Genomic DNA, 15307 nt, shown 5'->3' on the forward strand with positions numbered 1-15307 from the left:
CCCGGCCCCCCCGCCCGCCGCCCCCCCGGCCCGGCCGCACGGCGGCCGGGAGCCCGGCCCCCCCATCCGGGGGGGGGGGGGGGGGCCCCCCCCCCCCCACCACCCCTACCCCCCCCGGGCCGTGGTTCAGCTGCGCGTCAGCGTGTAGTCGCCGCCGACGTTGTCGAAGGTGACCACGACGCCGTACTCGCCGGTCCGCGAGGGCGTGAAGGTCACCGAGACCGGCTGCCCACCGGAGTTCGCCCCGACGGCGGACGCCACCGCGGCGGTGCGGCTCTGCACGAACGTCGACGGATTGCCCGGGTCGTCGCCCATGACGAACAGACCGGCCACCGAGATGGGGTCCTGCGGGGTCAGCGTGATCGTCACCGGTACGCCCGCGGTCAGCGGGGTGTCCTGCACGGCGGCGACCTGGGAGTCGTCGAGGTGGATCGTGGTGGACGACCCCGGCTGGAGGGTGCTGAAGCCCATCACGGACTCGATGGTGTAGGTGCCGGGTCCCTTGAACTGGCTCACCCGTGGGTAGTAGTCGCCCGGCGGCCGCAGATTCGAGTCGATGGCTATGAACTCGACCGCCTGGTCGTTGAGGGTGCTGCTGCCGAGACGTATCGTCTGCGCCCGGTTGTCGTAGAGGGCGAGATCGAAGTCGGTCGGACTCGAGGGCCGCAGCGCGACCACGGACCACGACTGGACCGCGGTGTCGAGGCTGAAGTTCTGCGGCGGTGCGGGAGAGGTGAACGTGGGCAGGAACTGGCCCCGGCCGTCGACGAGGGGCCTGCGGTACCCGTAGTCGATCGTGTTCTGATACAGCGACCCCAGCGCGGCGTCGGACACGTCGAATCCGTCCGTGCCGCGGGCGCTCCAGAACCCTGCCAACGTGGTGTTGACGTGATGCGCGAGGGTGAAGAAGACGGCTCCGAAGCCCTCGCTGTGCTGGTCCCAGATTTCAGATCCGGCGATCTGAGGGTCGATGACGTCCCACAACGCCCCGGCGACCCGTTGCTCCGTCACGTCCCCCTCCGCGACGCTGCTGGACCCCCAGCTCGGAGGCTCGAAATCGGTCGAGGTTCCGTTGAGGAAGCGATACTCCGAGGTGTGGTTCATGGCCAGTGAGAAGAAGTCGGCCCATCCCTCGATCCACGCGCACACGGTGGTGCTGGCCTGGGCGGGAAAATGCGGACTGGGACAACCCACGGTGGACGGGAACGCGTCGTTGTAGACGTCGTCCATCAGGGCGTGCCCGACCTCGTGCATGACCTCCATCGGGGCGTCCGGGGTTCTGGGGAACAGGTGCACCACGTTGGCCGCTTGGTCGTAGAAGTCCACGCCGTCGGCTCCCGCGTTCGACCACTCGAAGCGCAACTGCCGGCACGTGGTGTCCTTGGGATCCCAGCAGCCGTTCGTGTGCGGGACGCCCACCCACGCATCGTTGCCGATGTCGAACACGTGGGCGGCGCGGTTGCCCCTGACGCCGTCGCCGGGGAACTGGGTGGCGAAGTTCACGGTGCTGCCCGCCACCGGGTTGGCGCGGACCGGCGTACTCCAGTTGTAGACGTCCGAGCCGTTCTGCACCCGCCACTGGGCGTTCTCCGCCTTGAACGTGATGTACAGCTGGGTGAACTGCGAGGCGGTGAAACAGATGTCGAAGCGGCCGTTGGAGTCCGTGAGCCCGGCGATCAGCGCTCCGGTCAGCAGATCCCGCACCTGTACCTGGGTGTTCATGCCGTTGTGCCGCACACCGGCCTGGTCCGTGTAGGTCCAGGTGCCGATCGCATGCGTGTCGCAGGCCAACAGCGAGGGCGCAGCGCCCGATCGCTGCTTCTGCGCAGGAAGTCCCGGGCTGGGCGCGGTCCTTGTCACCTGCCAGGCCGGACGGTGCGCCGTCGTGGGCGATCCCGCCACGGCAGGCGATCCGCCGCCCGCGTCCGCCCGTACGACACCGACGCCGGGACCCACCAACGCGCAAAGCACTGTCAGCACGACCGTGAAGACGGTTCTTCGTACCGCGACGGACAACATCCCGCCGGTGTTCAGCAAGCTCAGTTTCATATGGTCACCCCCGATGACGAGAACTGGGCTGTCGGCCGACAACGTTGCCGACGGGGGAAACCTAGCCAGCGTCTCTGCGGCTGAGGATGAGTAGCCGCTACTCAACCACCGCCAGTGCCTGCGGCAGTTGATGACGCGTGGTGACGCCGAGTTTGGCGTAGGCGTGCTGGAGGTGGTTGTCGACGGTACGTACCGACAGAGCCAGGATCTGGGCGATCTGTTTGCTGGTGTTGCCGGTTGCGGCGAGCAGGGCGATCTCCCGTTCCCGGGCGGTCAGCGAGGCCGCCGCGGCGTGAGCGATGCTCAGCAGCGGTGTGCGGGCGCCTTCGCAGCGGGCCCGGGCCACGGTGGCCCGCTGCGTGGCCGCGGCGGCCCGGCGGGTACGGCCCGTCCTGCGCCAGGCGGCCGCGGCGGCGGTGGCCGCCTCGGCGTCGAGCAGGTCCGCGCCGATGGCCCGGCAGGCATCGGCGGCCAGGAGGAGCAGCTCGGGATCGTCTGCGGCGAGCGCCTTCGCCAACTGGGCTCGTGCTGGCGCGAGGGCGCCGTCGCATCCGCGGCCGAGCGTGTCCAGCCGATCGGTGACCTCCTTGGCCCCGCCGAGCCGGGCTACGTCGGTCAACAGCAGTGCATCACCGGTGACATGACCTCCGGCGCGTGCCGTGGCGGCAGCAGCGGTGAGCACGGATCGGGCTCGGCCCAGCTGCCCTCGGGAGGCCAACAACCATGCCTCGCCGAGGCGTTCCTCTCCGGGGGAGAGCAATCCAGGTTCCACCGGAGGCAGGGCGCGGTGCTCGGCCAGCGTCGCCTCGGCCGCCTCCAGATCTCCCAGTACGGCCGCGCACGCTGCGAGACCACCGAGCACCAGACGCAGTGCCATGGTGTGGTCGATGCCACGGGACACGGTGGCGGCCTCGGCCCACCAGCGGCGGGCGGTCGCGGGATGGCCGGCCAGCCAGTGCGCACGGCCGAGGAGGACGGCCAGCCAGATCCGTACGGGGGAACCGGCCGCGGTGAGTTCCGCGTAGGCACGCTCGCCCTCACGGCAGGCTTCGGCCGCCGGCAGGCCGGCCTCGCTGAGGGCCAGGACGAGCGGGACACGCTGGAACGCCGGATGGGAGGCCAACGCCTGTTCCTGGACCCGACGGTGCGCGTCGTGGGCGCGCCGAGCCCAGGTCGTGGCCTCGGCGGTGCGGCCCACCAGGGCCAGCGCGGCGGGCTTCATCCAGGCACCGCGCAGCCAGGCGTTGACATCGGGAGCGTCACCGACCTCGGTCTCCAGATCCGCCAGCAGGGCCAGCCCCTCGACCGGCCGGCCGCCCACGATCCGCAGGAAACCCTCGTTGACCGTGAGCTTGCGCCGATCGGCGGGGCTGCTGAGCTGTTCGCGGGCGGCGTCGTTGACCGCGAGCGCCTCGGCAACGGGGGCGTTGCTCCACACCAGGCTCGTCGTCCGCACCAGGGCGACCGCGAGCATGTCCTGCTCGTCGACGGCAAGGACGGCTGCCCGGGCGAGCGTCTCCTCGGCCCTGCGCCACAGGCCCAGCTCGAACAGGGCCTCGCCGAGCCTCAGATCGGTGGCGGTCGTCCGGTGTTGCGCGGGCAGGGCTTCCAGGAGGGCGACAGTCCGGGGCAGGTCGTGCGCGTGGCGTGCCAGTACGGCGGCCCGGGCGAGGAGGGCCGGGTCCGCGGTGCCGGTCGCGGCCAGCTGCCAGGCGGCGATGTGCAGCGGGTCCGCGCGGCGGCGCGCACCGAAGGCCTCGACGCGCTTGGCCTGGTCCAGCAGCAGAGCCCGGCGGCGCACGACCGGCAGACCGGCTCGCAGCACCTCGCCGTACAGGGGATGGGCCAGGTGGACGGCGGTGCGCCGCCGATCCTGGGTGACCCGTATCAGCCCGCCCTGCTCCAGAGAAGCCGTCACCCGCGGCCCGACAAGCCCTTCGACGCAGGTAAGGGACAGCGGCTCGCACAACGCCAGCAACTCCAGGACAGGGCGTCCGGCGGAGTCGGCGGTGGCCAGCCGCGTCGAGATCATTTCGGTGAGCCGCGCCGTGCCCGGCAGTCTGTCCTCGACCAGATGCCAGATCTCCCCGTCCAGGACCAGGTTCCCGGCGGCCAGGGCACCAAGGACCAGTTCGCGCAGATAGAGCACGTTGCCTCCGCTCACGGACGACAACTTGTGCAGAGCACTGCGGGCGACAGGTCTTCCCAGCGCGGCGTGCAGCAGCTCCACCACCTGCTCCGGACTCAGCTCGGTCAGGTCGACCCGGTACACCGCGTCCCCGCCGCGCAGCGCGGCGACGGCCTCCCCATACGGCTCCCCACTGCGCACGGTGCCGATCAGCAGGAGCGCGCCCGTGTCCATCAACTGCCGCAGCAGTACCGCCGAGGCGGCGTCCAGCAGATGCATGTCGTCGACCATGAGCACCCACCGCCGCCCCGGTCCGACGGCCAGCTCCCTGGCCACAGCAGCGAATCCGGCGACCGGATCGGACAGATCCACCCCGGCCGGCAGCAGATGCGCGATCGCCCCCAACGGCACGGCGCCCGCCGCGACACTCGCCGTGGCCCGACCCACCCGGAAACCCGCCGCCTCGGCCCGCTCAAGGCACTCCTCGGCCAACCGGGACTTGCCCACACCGGCCGCCCCGCCGACCACGAACCCACGACACCCCCGATCCGCCAGCGCCGCGTCGAAGTGCCCCAACTCCGAACCACGCCCCACCAACGGCCAACGCCGTGCCCATGCCCGCACCCCGGTTCCCCCGCCCCTGACAGCTCGTCATACGTGACTCGGCGCCATACCATCAGCCCATGGGCCTCCAACGGGGCTGTGTTTCGGCCATCGTTGATGCCCATCGACGGCGATGTGACGTCTGCGCGCGGGTACAGAGGTCCAGCCGGTGGGTGCGGGGACCGGTGACTCCATGCGCCCGAAGGAGGTCAGGATCCGGGGACCACCCCCGCGGGTGCGGAGACGCCGCAGGCGATGCTGTTCAATCAGCCCAGCCGTCGGTGTTCGAGAAGGACTCGTAGGAGTAGCGGGTATCGCGATCCCATTCCTCCCCGGTGATGCGTTCGTATGCCCGGTCCGGTGTGTAGAGCAGGGGCTCGGCCCAGATGAGGTCGACGGCATAGGGAGTGAAGGCTGCCGGGTCCTGGAGGACGCTGTCGAATGCGGCGCGGCCGGCGGCGACGACCGCCGCACGGGAGTACAGGAAGGCGTCACCGGACAGGTCGTGTCCATATTCCTTGCGGTCCAGTCTGTACAGCGCCCATGACAGTTGCTCGGCAAAGCCGATGACCAGCGACAGCGGGGACTGGGCCAACCGCTCGGTCAGCGTTGCTGCAAGGACATCGGCGTCCGGGTCCGGTTCCGTGGGCTTGCAGTCCTCGATGAGCTGCCAGAAGGCGACTTCGTTCATGCGGGCGAGCATGCCGCAGGGGTCTGACAGACCCGGCCCCCGGGCCACTGTCTCCCGCCGCTGGGGAGGGCGGCACGGAAGGTGATGTCCGTCTCGGTCTTTCGGTCGGGGTGGGGCTGGTGCGTCCGCTGGCCTCCGTGATCGCATGGCCCATCTCTGGTGAGGGTGGCGGAGCGAAACGATCGGTCAGTCTGCCCTGTCGAGTTGGACCTGGCGCTCTGTGTCTGCGAAGCCGAGCGCCCGGTAGAGACGGATGGCGTGGTCGTCGGGGTCTGCGACGATGACCAGTGTCCGGACGCCCGGGTCGGGCACCGCGTGCTGGGCCGCATGGTGGATGACGGCGGAAGCAAGACCTCGGCGGCGGAAATCGGGGTGGGTCTCGACGTTCTGGAACCGCGCCAGTTCCGGGCCAGCGGCGAACAAGCCGGCTCCGGCGCGGAGGCGGCCCTCGACGAAGGCGCCGATCCAGTTCCCATGACCTGCCTCGCACAGACTGCGGTATCCCGCGACCCGTCGCTCTGCGAAACGTCGACCATTGTCGTCCGACGGCAGACCATGGCAGGCGAAACTCAGTTCCAGAGCCTGGAGCCAGTCGTCGTCGCTGGACAAGGCGCGGATGTCGGCTTGAGGAGGCTCGGTTGAAAGCGCGAGCCTGTCCGCTGTCAGGACCGTGTTGACCGCGGCGGTCACTCCGAGTTTCTCGCGTTCCGCGATGTCCCCCAGCGCCCCGTCGGTGCCGTCCACCCCGAAGGCCCGGTGCTTCGTCTCCGGGAACTCCGCCGCGAACAGCGCCGACCACCGGGCCGCGTCACGGGGCCGAGGCGGTGTGTCGAAGACGAGGAAGTTCCCCCAGTGAAAGCCGGGGTTGGCCGGGGTGCGCACCACAAGGTGCGATCCGCGGTCGGTGACCACTGACCCGCCCAACTCCAGCAACGACACATCCGTGCGGAACCCCAGCGATGTGATCTCCATTCGGCCGAGCGTACAGAGCTCCCCAGCACGTATTCGGCACCTGCGGGCTCGCCGGAGGGCACTACGGACGTGGCTGGGCGAACAGGCCCTACTCGGTCGAGGCCAGGATGCCGCGTTCGACGAGCCGCTTTAGCTTCAGGCGGGTGTTGTCGATGTTGCCGGGGGCGATCTCCAGGGCCATCGCCTCGCATGCCTGCCGCACCTGTAGCGGCGCGTCGGCCGCGGCGAATACCGCGAAGATCTGCTGGTGGACCTGATGGTCTGGCAGCTGCGGGGGAGGGGCGCGGTCTGCTCCGGATCGGGCAGCTCCAGCGGCGGAAAGGGGGCCCTGTGATCCGTCCCGACGCTGCCAGCGTGTCCCGCATCGGAGAATCCGGCGCCGTATGGCTCTACTTCGACGCAGGCATTCTCGTCGAGATCACCTCCGAGCTCGCCCTGACGCTGCGCGCCCATCTTGCGGACGAGCTCGGAATGGTCGTCCTCGACGACGGGATCGACTGTTGGACGGAGATCGCTTCGTTGCAGCCATCGCGCGCTGGGCACGTTTCGTGGGCGTCCGCGAGGCGTGTCATGGCGTGATCATCGGCGTCGCAGAAGGCGCCTCCCGGGGTGTCATGTGCAGGTGGTCCATCCGGGGGCGACGCGGGCCCATGACGCCTCCCACTCAGCGAGGTTGCGCCGCTCCATCCTGCGGCCGGCGCAGCCGTAGAGGCCGAGGCCGACGAGAGGGACGGCCATGGCGGCAAGGAGCGCGCAGCCCATGGTGCGGCTGCGGACCTGTTCGGCGGAGAGGGGCTGATCGGTGATCTTCCCCTGGTCGCTGACCCATACGCGGACGGTGTTGCCGGCGGTCAGGCCCGGTTCGACGTCGGTGGTCGCGGTGCGGTTGCGCCCGTTGGGGTCGGTGAAGCGGACGGTGACCGGATACAGGGTCTTCTTCGCCTCGCTCGATCCGGGTTCGGGGTGACGGGGGGCGTCGTGGACAAGCACGGCGAGCGTTTCGTGCCGCGTACTGGCCTCCTGCCGGGCGGTGTGCCGGAAGACGCGGTAGGCGCTGTCGCCGACCAGGAACATGACGGCGGGTGTCGTGATCAGGACGCCCAGGATCAGGCCGAGCGCGATCCATCCCTGTACGAGGTCGGAGCGGCGACGCAGTGGGTTGCGGCGCCATCTCCACAGCAGGACGCTGGGGAGTTCTTCAGGGGGCGGCTGTGCTGGGGGGATTCTTCGGTCCACGGTGTCGCTGCTCCTACCGCGTGCGGGACGGCAGTCCGTGCCAGGGTTGACGGGGGACGGGGGACGGGGGACGGGGACGAGGGCGTCGGGCTAGTGGGGGAGCGTCGCGGGTTCGGGGGTGCCCGAGGGGTGCCTGCGCGCGGCTTCCAGGAGTTTGGCAGCGCCGCGTACCGCCGCCGTGTGGGGTGCGGGCACGGGTCTGACGGGCGCGTTCAACCGGTCGGCGAGGCGGTAGGTGATGTCGGGACGCAGTGCGCCCCCGCCGGCCAGGAGCGCTCCTGCCCGCAGGGCGTCAAGGGTCTGGGAGGTGGGGTCCTGTTCGAGCATCGCGGTCACCATCGTGCCGATGGTGTCGGTGATCCGCGTGGGTGGCGTGAGGCCGTCCAGGTCGCTGGTGCCCAGGACTGTGTGGCGGGCGTCGGTCACCGCGCCGTCGGTGAGGAGGGTGACCTCGGTGAGGTGAGCACCGATGTCCACGACGAGCAGGGGGCGGGTCAGGTCGGCGTCGGTGGCCATGGCCACGGCTCGCGCGGTGGGGACGGTCAGCACGGCGCTCGGCCGCAGAACCTCGACCGCGGTGCGGGCCTGTGCCCGGAAGACGATTCCGCCCAGGGCCGGGGCGGTCACCACGATCAGGCGGCGGCCGAAGCGGGGCAGGCGGTGGCCGAGCAGGCGGTCGAGCATACGGCCGGTCCCGGGGATGTCGACGATCGAGCCGCGCTGGACGGGGTAGACGACGCCGTCACCGGGGAAGGTCACCGTCGGAGCGTCGAGGACGCCCTTGCGGCCGGATATCCAGGCCCGGGTGCGCGCGCTGCCGAGGTCGAGGGCGATGCCGGAGCAGTGCCGGTACAGGGGCCAGGGCCGGCTCGGGCCGGCCACGGCGCGGGGGCGGGGTGCGGTGGTCACCGGCCGGCCTCCCTGACGTGCTGGCAACGGGTGCAGTAGCGGGCCTGCGGGACGATCATCAAGTGCTCGCGGGCGATGGGCTTGCGGCACAGGTGGCAGACGCCGTAGCGGCCCTGGTCCATACGGGTGAGAGCCGCTTCTACGTCTGCGAGGACCATGCGGGCGGACGCGGCGAGTGTGACGCGGACCTCGACCTGGGAGACGGCCTGCCGGTCGAGCAGCGCCTGGGTGCGGTCCGATGCGGTGCCCGCGATCTGGTGCAGCTGCTCCTGGCGGAACAGGCGCTGCTCGTGCAGGTTCTCGCGGAGCGCGGCGAGGTCCTCGGTCGACAAGGCCGGGTCTCGGTCGGCGATGATCTGGTGGTTCATCACTTCACCTCATGGGCGGAGACGGAGGCTGGGCGGGACGGCGGGACGGCCGGGTGCCGTCGGGCCGGCCGGGCGGCCGGGTGCGGTCAGGCCGTGGTGGTGTGCTGGCAGGGGACGCAGAACCTCGTGTAGGGCAGGATCTCCAGGCGCTCGACCGGGATGGTCGTGGAGCAGCCCAGGCAGCTTCCGTAGCTGCCGTCCTCGACACGGGCGAACGCGGCCTCGATCTCCTTGAGGACACGCCGGATGGTGTCCGTCTGCGCCGACCTCATGTGCTCGTCGGTGCTCTCCCCGGCCTCGCCGACCGCCCGCAGTTGCGTCAGCCGGGAGGCGCGTTCGTGCTCAAGGCGCTGACGGGCCTCGTGCGCCGTGAGGCGCTCGGGGCGGGGCGCGGTCCGGGGCGTATCGAGCGACATCGTGTGTCCTTCTCTCGGCAGTGGTGGATACGGCAGGCGCGTGACGGGGCGAGGCCGCCCGGCTCGGTGCGATCGACTGAGCTCACGGCCGGTGTGCCATGCCTCCACCCTGGCCAATACGCCCTGCGAAACCCATCGGGCGCGATACCCATCTGAGGCAGATCCCAGAACCCATCCCGGTGGTGCAGCCCCCGGCAGGAAATGGGCATCGGAGCCCATCGACGAATGAGCGGTGCGAGGGGCAGGCTGGCCGCGGACCGGTCAGGATCAGTGGCTGCGGCTCACACCCAGGGTGAGCGGTGACCGGCAGTAGAGGCACAGCCGTGTCACACAAGGAAGGTGTCATCCCGGTGTCCCTGTTCTGGCGGATCTTCGCCCTCAACGCGATGGTGCTCGGTACGGCCACCGCACTGCTGCTGTGGGCGCCGGTGACCGTCTCGGTGCCGGTCGGGCTGACCGAAGCGGTCATCCTCGTCGCCGGCCTGGCGGTCATGCTGGTCGCCAACGCGGCCCTGCTACGGATCGGGCTGGGGCCGCTGGGGCGGCTCATGAGACTGATGACCACCGTCGACCTGCTCCGCCCCGGCCAGCGGCTTCCCGAACACGGCCGCGGCGGGATCGCCGAACTCATCCGGACCTTCAACGCCATGCTCGAGAGGCTGGAACAGGAACGGGCCACCAGCAGCGCCCGCGTCCTGCTCGCGCAGGAAGGCGAACGGCGCCGCATCGCCCAGGAGCTCCACGACGAGGTAGGCCAGAGCATGACCGCGATCCTGCTCGGCCTGGAGCGGGCGGCCGACGAGGCGGACGAACCCCTGCGCGCTGAACTGAGGCAGGCCCAGGAGATCACCCGGGAGAGCCTCGACGAGGTACGCCGCCTGGTACGCCGTCTCCGTCCGGGCGTGCTGGAGGATCTCGGCCTGATCAGTGCGCTGACCTCGCTGACCACCGGGTTCGGCACGCACGCCGGACTGCGAGTGCTGCGCCGATTCGACTCCGACCTGCCCGCCCTGGACCAGCAGACGGAACTGGTGCTGTACCGCGTCGCCCAGGAGGCCCTGACCAACGCGGCCCGCCACGCCGAGGCCGCCCGCGTGGAGGTGAGCCTGCACCACACCGACGACACCGTGGTCCTGGCCGTCACCGACGACGGCCGCGGGACAGGAGCCGCAGGTGAGGGCGCGGGGATCCGCGGGATGCGGGAGCGTGCCCTGCTCATCGGGGCCACGCTGGACATCACCTCGCAGCCCGAGGCCGGCACGCAGACCCGGCTGACCGTGCCCGTCCTCAGAAAGTCATGACCATGACCCAGACACCCACGATCCGTATCCTCCTCGCCGACGACCATGCGCTCGTGCGGCGCGGAGTGCGGCTCATCCTCGACCGGGAGCCGGACCTTGAGGTCGTCGCCGAGGCCGGAGACGGCGCGGAGGCCATCGACCTGGCCCGCGCCCACGACGTCGACCTCGCCGTGCTGGACATCGCCATGCCCCGCATGACCGGTCTGCAGGCCGCACGGGAACTCACCGCTCTCAAGCCCGGACTGCACGTGCTGATGCTGACCATGCACGACAACGAGCAGTACTTCTTCCAGGCGCTCAAGGCCGGCGCCAGCGGATACGTCCTCAAATCCGTGGCCGACCGCGATCTGGTCGCCGCCTGCCGGGCCGCCATGCGCGACGAGCCCTTCCTCTACCCGGGCGCGGTCACCGCCCTCATCCGCAACTACCTTGACCGCGTCCACCACGGAGAGGAACCCCCTGATCGGGTCCTGACGCCCCGAGAAGAAGAGGTCCTCAAACTCGTCGCCGAAGGCCACTCCTCCAAGGAGATCGGCGAGATGCTCTTCATCAGCATCAAGACCGTCCACCGGCACCGGGCGAACCTCCTGCACAAACTCGGCCTGCGCGACCGCCTGGAGCTCACCCGCTACGCCATCCGGTCGGGCCTCATCCAGCCCTGAACGTCCTGACCTTCCCGACCGCCTCAAGGTCCCCGCTGCCCACTCCCCAGCGAGGACCTTGAGGCCCCCCACCGCCCCCTGCCGTCCAGCCACACCGACACACGCCGAAGAGGGGACGGGGGATGCCACGCTCCGCGCACACCACACCCCGTACCGGCGGTCCCGCGCTCACCGCGCTGGTCGCGGTCCTGCTCGCCGTCCTCACCGCCCTGTCCGGCCCGTCGACACTCGCTTCCACAGCCCCACCCGCGCTCGCCTCCGCTGCGCTGCAGACCGGCAGCGGACCCTACGCGGACGACGGACACCTCGCCGCGGACGGTCCATCGGCCCGAAGCACACGCGATGTCCTCGGCGAGCGGCCTTCACCACCCGCCCCCGGCACCCTCGCCCCGCGCTGGACAGCCGGCAGTCCGCCCCAGCCGGCTGCCCCGCCGCTGTCCGCACCGCGCCCGTCCGTCTCGACTCAGCCGGCGGACTGTCACCCGACGCGGGCACCACCTCCGTCTCCAGGCACCTGAAGAACACCCACACCCCTTGTTCCGTCGACCGCTGCCCGCCCTGGCCGCGGTGTGCCTGTCGGAGGCCCGCTGTGAACCGTTCCCTGCGCATCCGAGGGCTGCTCGCCCTCGCTTCCGTCGCCCTGTCCCTGTACGTCGCGCTCACCGTGCCCATCCAGCTCGGCCTCGACCTGCGCGGCGGCACGCAGATCGTGCTGGAAACCCGCCCGACCGAAACCACCGACCCCGACGTGGAGACGACCGAGCGCACCGTCGAAGTGCTGCGCGGCCGTATCGACGCGCTCGGCGTCGCCGAACCCACCATCGCCCGCTCCGGCGACCACCGGATCGTCGTCGAACTGCCCGGCGTCCAGGACCCGGCCCAGGCCGCCGACGTCCTCGGCCGCACCGCTCAACTCACCTTCCACCAGGTACTCGGCACAGCGGACAGCGCCGACGACACCCCCAAGCCACTGCCCAAACGGCCCCGCCAGCACGTCCTGGCCGACGAGTCCGGCCAACTCCTGCGCCTCCAGGCCGCCTCGCTGACCGGAAGCCACGTCAAGGAAGCCGAAGCCCGCTTCGACCAGCAGAGCGGCGCCGGATGGCAGGTCACCGTCGATTTCCAGGGCGCAGGCCGGGACGCCTGGACCCGCCTGACCGGTCAGGCCGCCTGCAATCCGGTGGGTGACCCGTCCCGCAGGATCGCGATCGTCCTGGACGACAACATCATCTCGTCGCCGCAGGTGGACCCCTCGGTCGGCTGCGGCACGGGCATCAGCGGCGGCTCCACACAGATCACCGGATCCTTCAGCGACGACGAGGCCAAGGAACTGGCCCTGCTCATCAACGGCGGCGCGCTGCCCGTACCCGTCGAGACGGTCCAGCAGCGCACCGTCGGCCCCACGCTCGGCGCGCAGGCCATCACCGCCAGCGCCTGGGCCGCCGCCATCGGCACCGCGCTGACGGCCCTGTTCGTCACTGCCGTCTACCGGCTCATGGGCGCCCTGGCCACCGTGGCACTGGCCTGCTACGGCCTCATCTCCTACGCCGCCCTTGCCGCCCTGGGCGCCACCCTCACCCTGCCCGGACTCGCCGGATTCGTCCTGGCCATCGGCATGGCGGTCGACGCCAACGTCCTCGTCTTCGAACGCGCCCGCGAGGAGTACGCCTCCCGCAACCGACCCACCCCCCGCTCGTCCCTGGCCGCGGGCTTCCGCAACGCCTTCAGCGCGATCGCCGACTCCAACATCACCACCCTCATCGCCGCCGGTCTGCTGTTCTTCCTCGCCTCCGGACCCGTCCGCGGCTTCGGCGTCACCCTGGGCATCGGCGTCCTCGCCTCCATGCTCAGCGCCCTGGTCATCACCCGCGCACTCGCCGACTACGCCGCCGCCCGTCCCTGGGTCCGCCGCCGGCCCCACCTCACGGGCATCGCCCACACCGGAACCGTCCGCGACCGTCTCAGCCGCACGAACCCCCAACTGCTGCGCCACCCCCGCCGCTGGCTGGCCGGCTCCCTCGCCGCGCTCGTTCTGGCGGTCTCCGGCATCGCGCTGCGCAGCCTCGACTTCGGCATCGAATTCACCGGCGGACGCCTCATCGAGTACACCACCGCCAGCCCCGTCGACCCGGACCGCGCCCGCACCGCCCTCGCCGACGCCGGATTCCCCCACGCCGTCGTCCAGGCCTCCGGCGACCATCAACTCACTGTGCGAACAAGCGAGTTGAGCGAGACGCAGGCAGCGGAGATCACCGAAACCGTCAGCGATCTGACGCAGGGCGCCGACAAGCTGCGCGACGAGGCCATCGGCCCCAGCCTCGGCAAGGAACTCCGCCAAGGCGCCCTCACCGCCCTCGCCGTCGCCCTCGCAGCCCAACTCGTCTACCTCGCAGCACGTTTCCGCTGGCTGTTCGCGACCGCCGCGGTCGCCGCCCTCGCCCACGACGTGGTGATTCTCATCGGCGTGTTCGCCTGGCTCCACAAGCCCATCGACGGCCTCTTCCTCGCCGCGCTGCTGACCGTCATCGGCTACTCCGTCAACGACTCCGTCGTCGTCTTCGACCGCATCAGAGACCTCAGCAGTCGCGACCGCAAGGCGTCACTGGCCCGCATCAGCAACCAGGCACTCCTGCAAACCCTGCCCCGCACCGTCAACACCGGCATGGGAGCGGCCTTCATCCTCACCGCGCTGGCCCTCCTCGGCGGCGACTCCCTCACCGACTTCGCCCTTGCCCTCCTCATCGGCCTTGTGGTCGGCACCTACTCCTCCATGTTCACTGCCACCCCCCTCGCCGTCGAGATCCACAACCGCACACACGCGCCCCACCTCGCCGGCGCAGGATCGGGCCAAGCGCCTGGCCGTACGGCATGAGTTCTTCGGTGCGAGGAACGCCGGAGAGGGAGAGGGAGAGGGAGTCAAGGAGTCGCCCACGACCCCGAAGCAGCAGCAGCGGGATGCCTTTCCGGTAGACCGTCTCACCGCCGTCGCCACAGAGGGGACGGCGGTGAGGAGCCCCGCATCCGAACGGGTGGGATCAGCCTCGCGTGTTCCGCTCTCGCGATACGGCGATGTCGGCGGCGCTCGTGCCGACGCGCAACCCCCGGACGGTGCACCACCCGGGCACGATCCCGCTGGATGTCGCGCGCCGGCGGGCAGGCGATCTTGGCCGAGGACCGCATCCGCGCCGTCCGTGCCACCGGCCTGAGCAACCTCCCCTCCACGACACCACGCAGAACCAGATATGGCGCGAACCTCGGCTGACCAGCAGCGTTCCGTCCCTGCGAGCAGCGCCAATTCACCCGGGGCCGTGGAATCCGGCACACACCCGACGCGACAGCCAGGCTCTCCAAAGGCCGACGAAAAACTCGGCAGAGGCGGAGGGAAATGTTCCAGAGAGCTCCCCGGCTATTCGTCGTCAATTGAGTGCCGATGATTGGTGACCGTCCTCGGTGTCAGGGTGCGTGGCGGTCGAGGGTCGGATTACGGCAAGAGGCGCATCGGAACCGCCGATGATGCTTTTCGGCCGGAATGAGAGAGTAGGTTTCCAGCCGTCTAACTGTTGCGGCGGATGCGCCCCTCGACCAAGCCGGTTACGGCGCCGGAGCGGTCGGCGCGGTGAAAGGAGGCGCCGCACAGCTTCGTGCTGATTCGTAGGTCTGCCCGGTTGTCGAGAAGGCCCACGTCAGGCGACCGTCGCGGACGGAGTAGCGGGGAGAGGGGTACCAAACGAAGCGAAGCGATCAGAGGGAGTGCTCGACCGAAAAGAAAACGTTAAATGTAGAGCCAATAAGTGCGAGTGGCTGTTTTTCCCCTGCGTTCTGACGAAATCCCGTCGAACGGCTGAATTAATTTTATTACTGCCTGTGCATATGCGCCCTCTATATGCGCCGAAATGCGCCATCCGCTGGTGCGGCGCTCCTGCGCGCTCGCTGAATCGCGTTGTGTATTTATTCCTACTGAAGGAATATTTC

At 70.2% G+C, this 15307-nt stretch carries 12 protein-coding genes; 4 read left to right on the top strand and 8 right to left on the bottom strand.

All coding sequences use genetic code 11. The annotated features are described in order from the left end of the window. Positions 1 to 126: 126 nt before the first annotated feature. The 4 genes from ACIPSE_RS12700 to ACIPSE_RS12715 all read right to left on the bottom strand — a co-directional run bounded on the left by ACIPSE_RS12700 (position 127) and on the right by ACIPSE_RS12715 (position 6443). Positions 127 to 1791 carry a hypothetical protein gene (locus ACIPSE_RS12700; protein WP_401661230.1) on the bottom strand — a complete coding sequence of 555 codons (1665 nt, stop codon included), beginning with the start codon at positions 1789 to 1791 and terminating at the stop codon, positions 127 to 129. 355 nt (positions 1792 to 2146) lie between these two features. Beyond that, on the bottom strand, positions 2147 to 4801 hold the full coding sequence (locus ACIPSE_RS12705; RefSeq protein WP_401661233.1) for a LuxR C-terminal-related transcriptional regulator: 2655 nt from the start codon (positions 4799 to 4801) through the stop codon (positions 2147 to 2149). Positions 4802 to 5042: 241 nt separating this feature from the next. After that, positions 5043 to 5471, bottom strand: a complete 429-nt coding sequence (locus tag ACIPSE_RS12710; RefSeq protein ID WP_401661236.1) for a DUF4240 domain-containing protein — start codon at positions 5469 to 5471, stop codon at positions 5043 to 5045. Between the two features lie 186 nt (positions 5472 to 5657). Continuing rightward, positions 5658 to 6443 carry a GNAT family N-acetyltransferase gene (locus ACIPSE_RS12715; RefSeq protein ID WP_401661238.1) on the bottom strand — a complete coding sequence of 262 codons (786 nt, stop codon included), beginning with the start codon at positions 6441 to 6443 and terminating at the stop codon, positions 5658 to 5660. Positions 6444 to 6773: 330 nt separating this feature from the next. Here ACIPSE_RS12715 and ACIPSE_RS12720 point away from each other — a divergent pair, with 330 nt between their 5' ends. After that, positions 6774 to 7022, top strand: a complete 249-nt coding sequence (locus ACIPSE_RS12720; protein WP_401661240.1) for a hypothetical protein — start codon at positions 6774 to 6776, stop codon at positions 7020 to 7022. A 33-nt stretch (positions 7023 to 7055) separates the two neighbouring features. Here ACIPSE_RS12720 and ACIPSE_RS12725 read toward each other — a convergent pair whose 3' ends face one another. The 4 genes from ACIPSE_RS12725 to ACIPSE_RS12740 all read right to left on the bottom strand — a co-directional run bounded on the left by ACIPSE_RS12725 (position 7056) and on the right by ACIPSE_RS12740 (position 9372). Continuing rightward, positions 7056 to 7679, bottom strand: coding sequence for a hypothetical protein (locus ACIPSE_RS12725; protein ID WP_401661243.1), 624 nt, complete (start codon positions 7677 to 7679; stop codon positions 7056 to 7058). A gap of 90 nt (positions 7680 to 7769) precedes the next feature. Continuing rightward, entirely contained in the window at positions 7770 to 8588 is an 819-nt protein-coding gene (locus ACIPSE_RS12730) for a hypothetical protein (RefSeq protein ID WP_401661246.1), read from the bottom strand. Continuing rightward, the gene (locus ACIPSE_RS12735; RefSeq protein ID WP_401661249.1) at positions 8585 to 8956 is read right to left on the bottom strand and encodes a TraR/DksA family transcriptional regulator; all 372 of its coding nucleotides are present in this window, start codon (positions 8954 to 8956) and stop codon (positions 8585 to 8587) included. Before ACIPSE_RS12735 ends, ACIPSE_RS12730 begins: the two co-directional genes overlap by 4 nt. 86 nt (positions 8957 to 9042) lie before the next feature. Beyond that, on the bottom strand, positions 9043 to 9372 hold the full coding sequence (locus tag ACIPSE_RS12740) for a TraR/DksA family transcriptional regulator (protein ID WP_401661251.1): 330 nt from the start codon (positions 9370 to 9372) through the stop codon (positions 9043 to 9045). A gap of 350 nt (positions 9373 to 9722) precedes the next feature. Here ACIPSE_RS12740 and ACIPSE_RS12745 point away from each other — a divergent pair, with 350 nt between their 5' ends. The 3 genes from ACIPSE_RS12745 to secD all read left to right on the top strand — a co-directional run bounded on the left by ACIPSE_RS12745 (position 9723) and on the right by secD (position 14207). Further along, complete coding sequence (locus ACIPSE_RS12745) at positions 9723 to 10673, top strand: HAMP domain-containing sensor histidine kinase (RefSeq protein ID WP_401661735.1); 951 nt, start codon at positions 9723 to 9725, stop codon at positions 10671 to 10673. After that, positions 10670 to 11335, top strand: coding sequence for a response regulator (locus ACIPSE_RS12750; RefSeq protein ID WP_401661254.1), 666 nt, complete (start codon positions 10670 to 10672; stop codon positions 11333 to 11335). Before ACIPSE_RS12745 ends, ACIPSE_RS12750 begins: the two co-directional genes overlap by 4 nt. A 589-nt stretch (positions 11336 to 11924) precedes the next feature. Beyond that, positions 11925 to 14207 (top strand): protein translocase subunit SecD, encoded by a 2283-nt coding sequence (gene secD / locus ACIPSE_RS12755; RefSeq protein ID WP_401661257.1) that lies wholly within the window; start codon positions 11925 to 11927, stop codon positions 14205 to 14207. The last annotated feature ends 1100 nt before the right edge of the window (positions 14208 to 15307 follow it).

The organism is Streptomyces sp. NPDC090106 (assembly GCF_044747265.1).
GTDB lineage: Bacteria > Actinomycetota > Actinomycetes > Streptomycetales > Streptomycetaceae > Streptomyces.

Bases quoted from the DNA above. Each gene is read 5' to 3' on its own strand.
- ACIPSE_RS12735 (WP_401661249.1), bottom strand. From the start codon at position 8,956: ATGAACCACCAGATCATCGCCGACCGAGACCCGGCCTTGTCGACCGAG.
- ACIPSE_RS12715 (WP_401661238.1), bottom strand. From the start codon at position 6,443: ATGGAGATCACATCGCTGGGGTTCCGCACGGATGTGTCGTTGCTGGAG.
- ACIPSE_RS12740 (WP_401661251.1), bottom strand. From the start codon at position 9,372: ATGTCGCTCGATACGCCCCGGACCGCGCCCCGCCCCGAGCGCCTCACG.
- ACIPSE_RS12750 (WP_401661254.1), top strand. From the start codon at position 10,670: ATGACCATGACCCAGACACCCACGATCCGTATCCTCCTCGCCGACGAC.
- ACIPSE_RS12710 (WP_401661236.1), bottom strand. From the start codon at position 5,471: ATGAACGAAGTCGCCTTCTGGCAGCTCATCGAGGACTGCAAGCCCACG.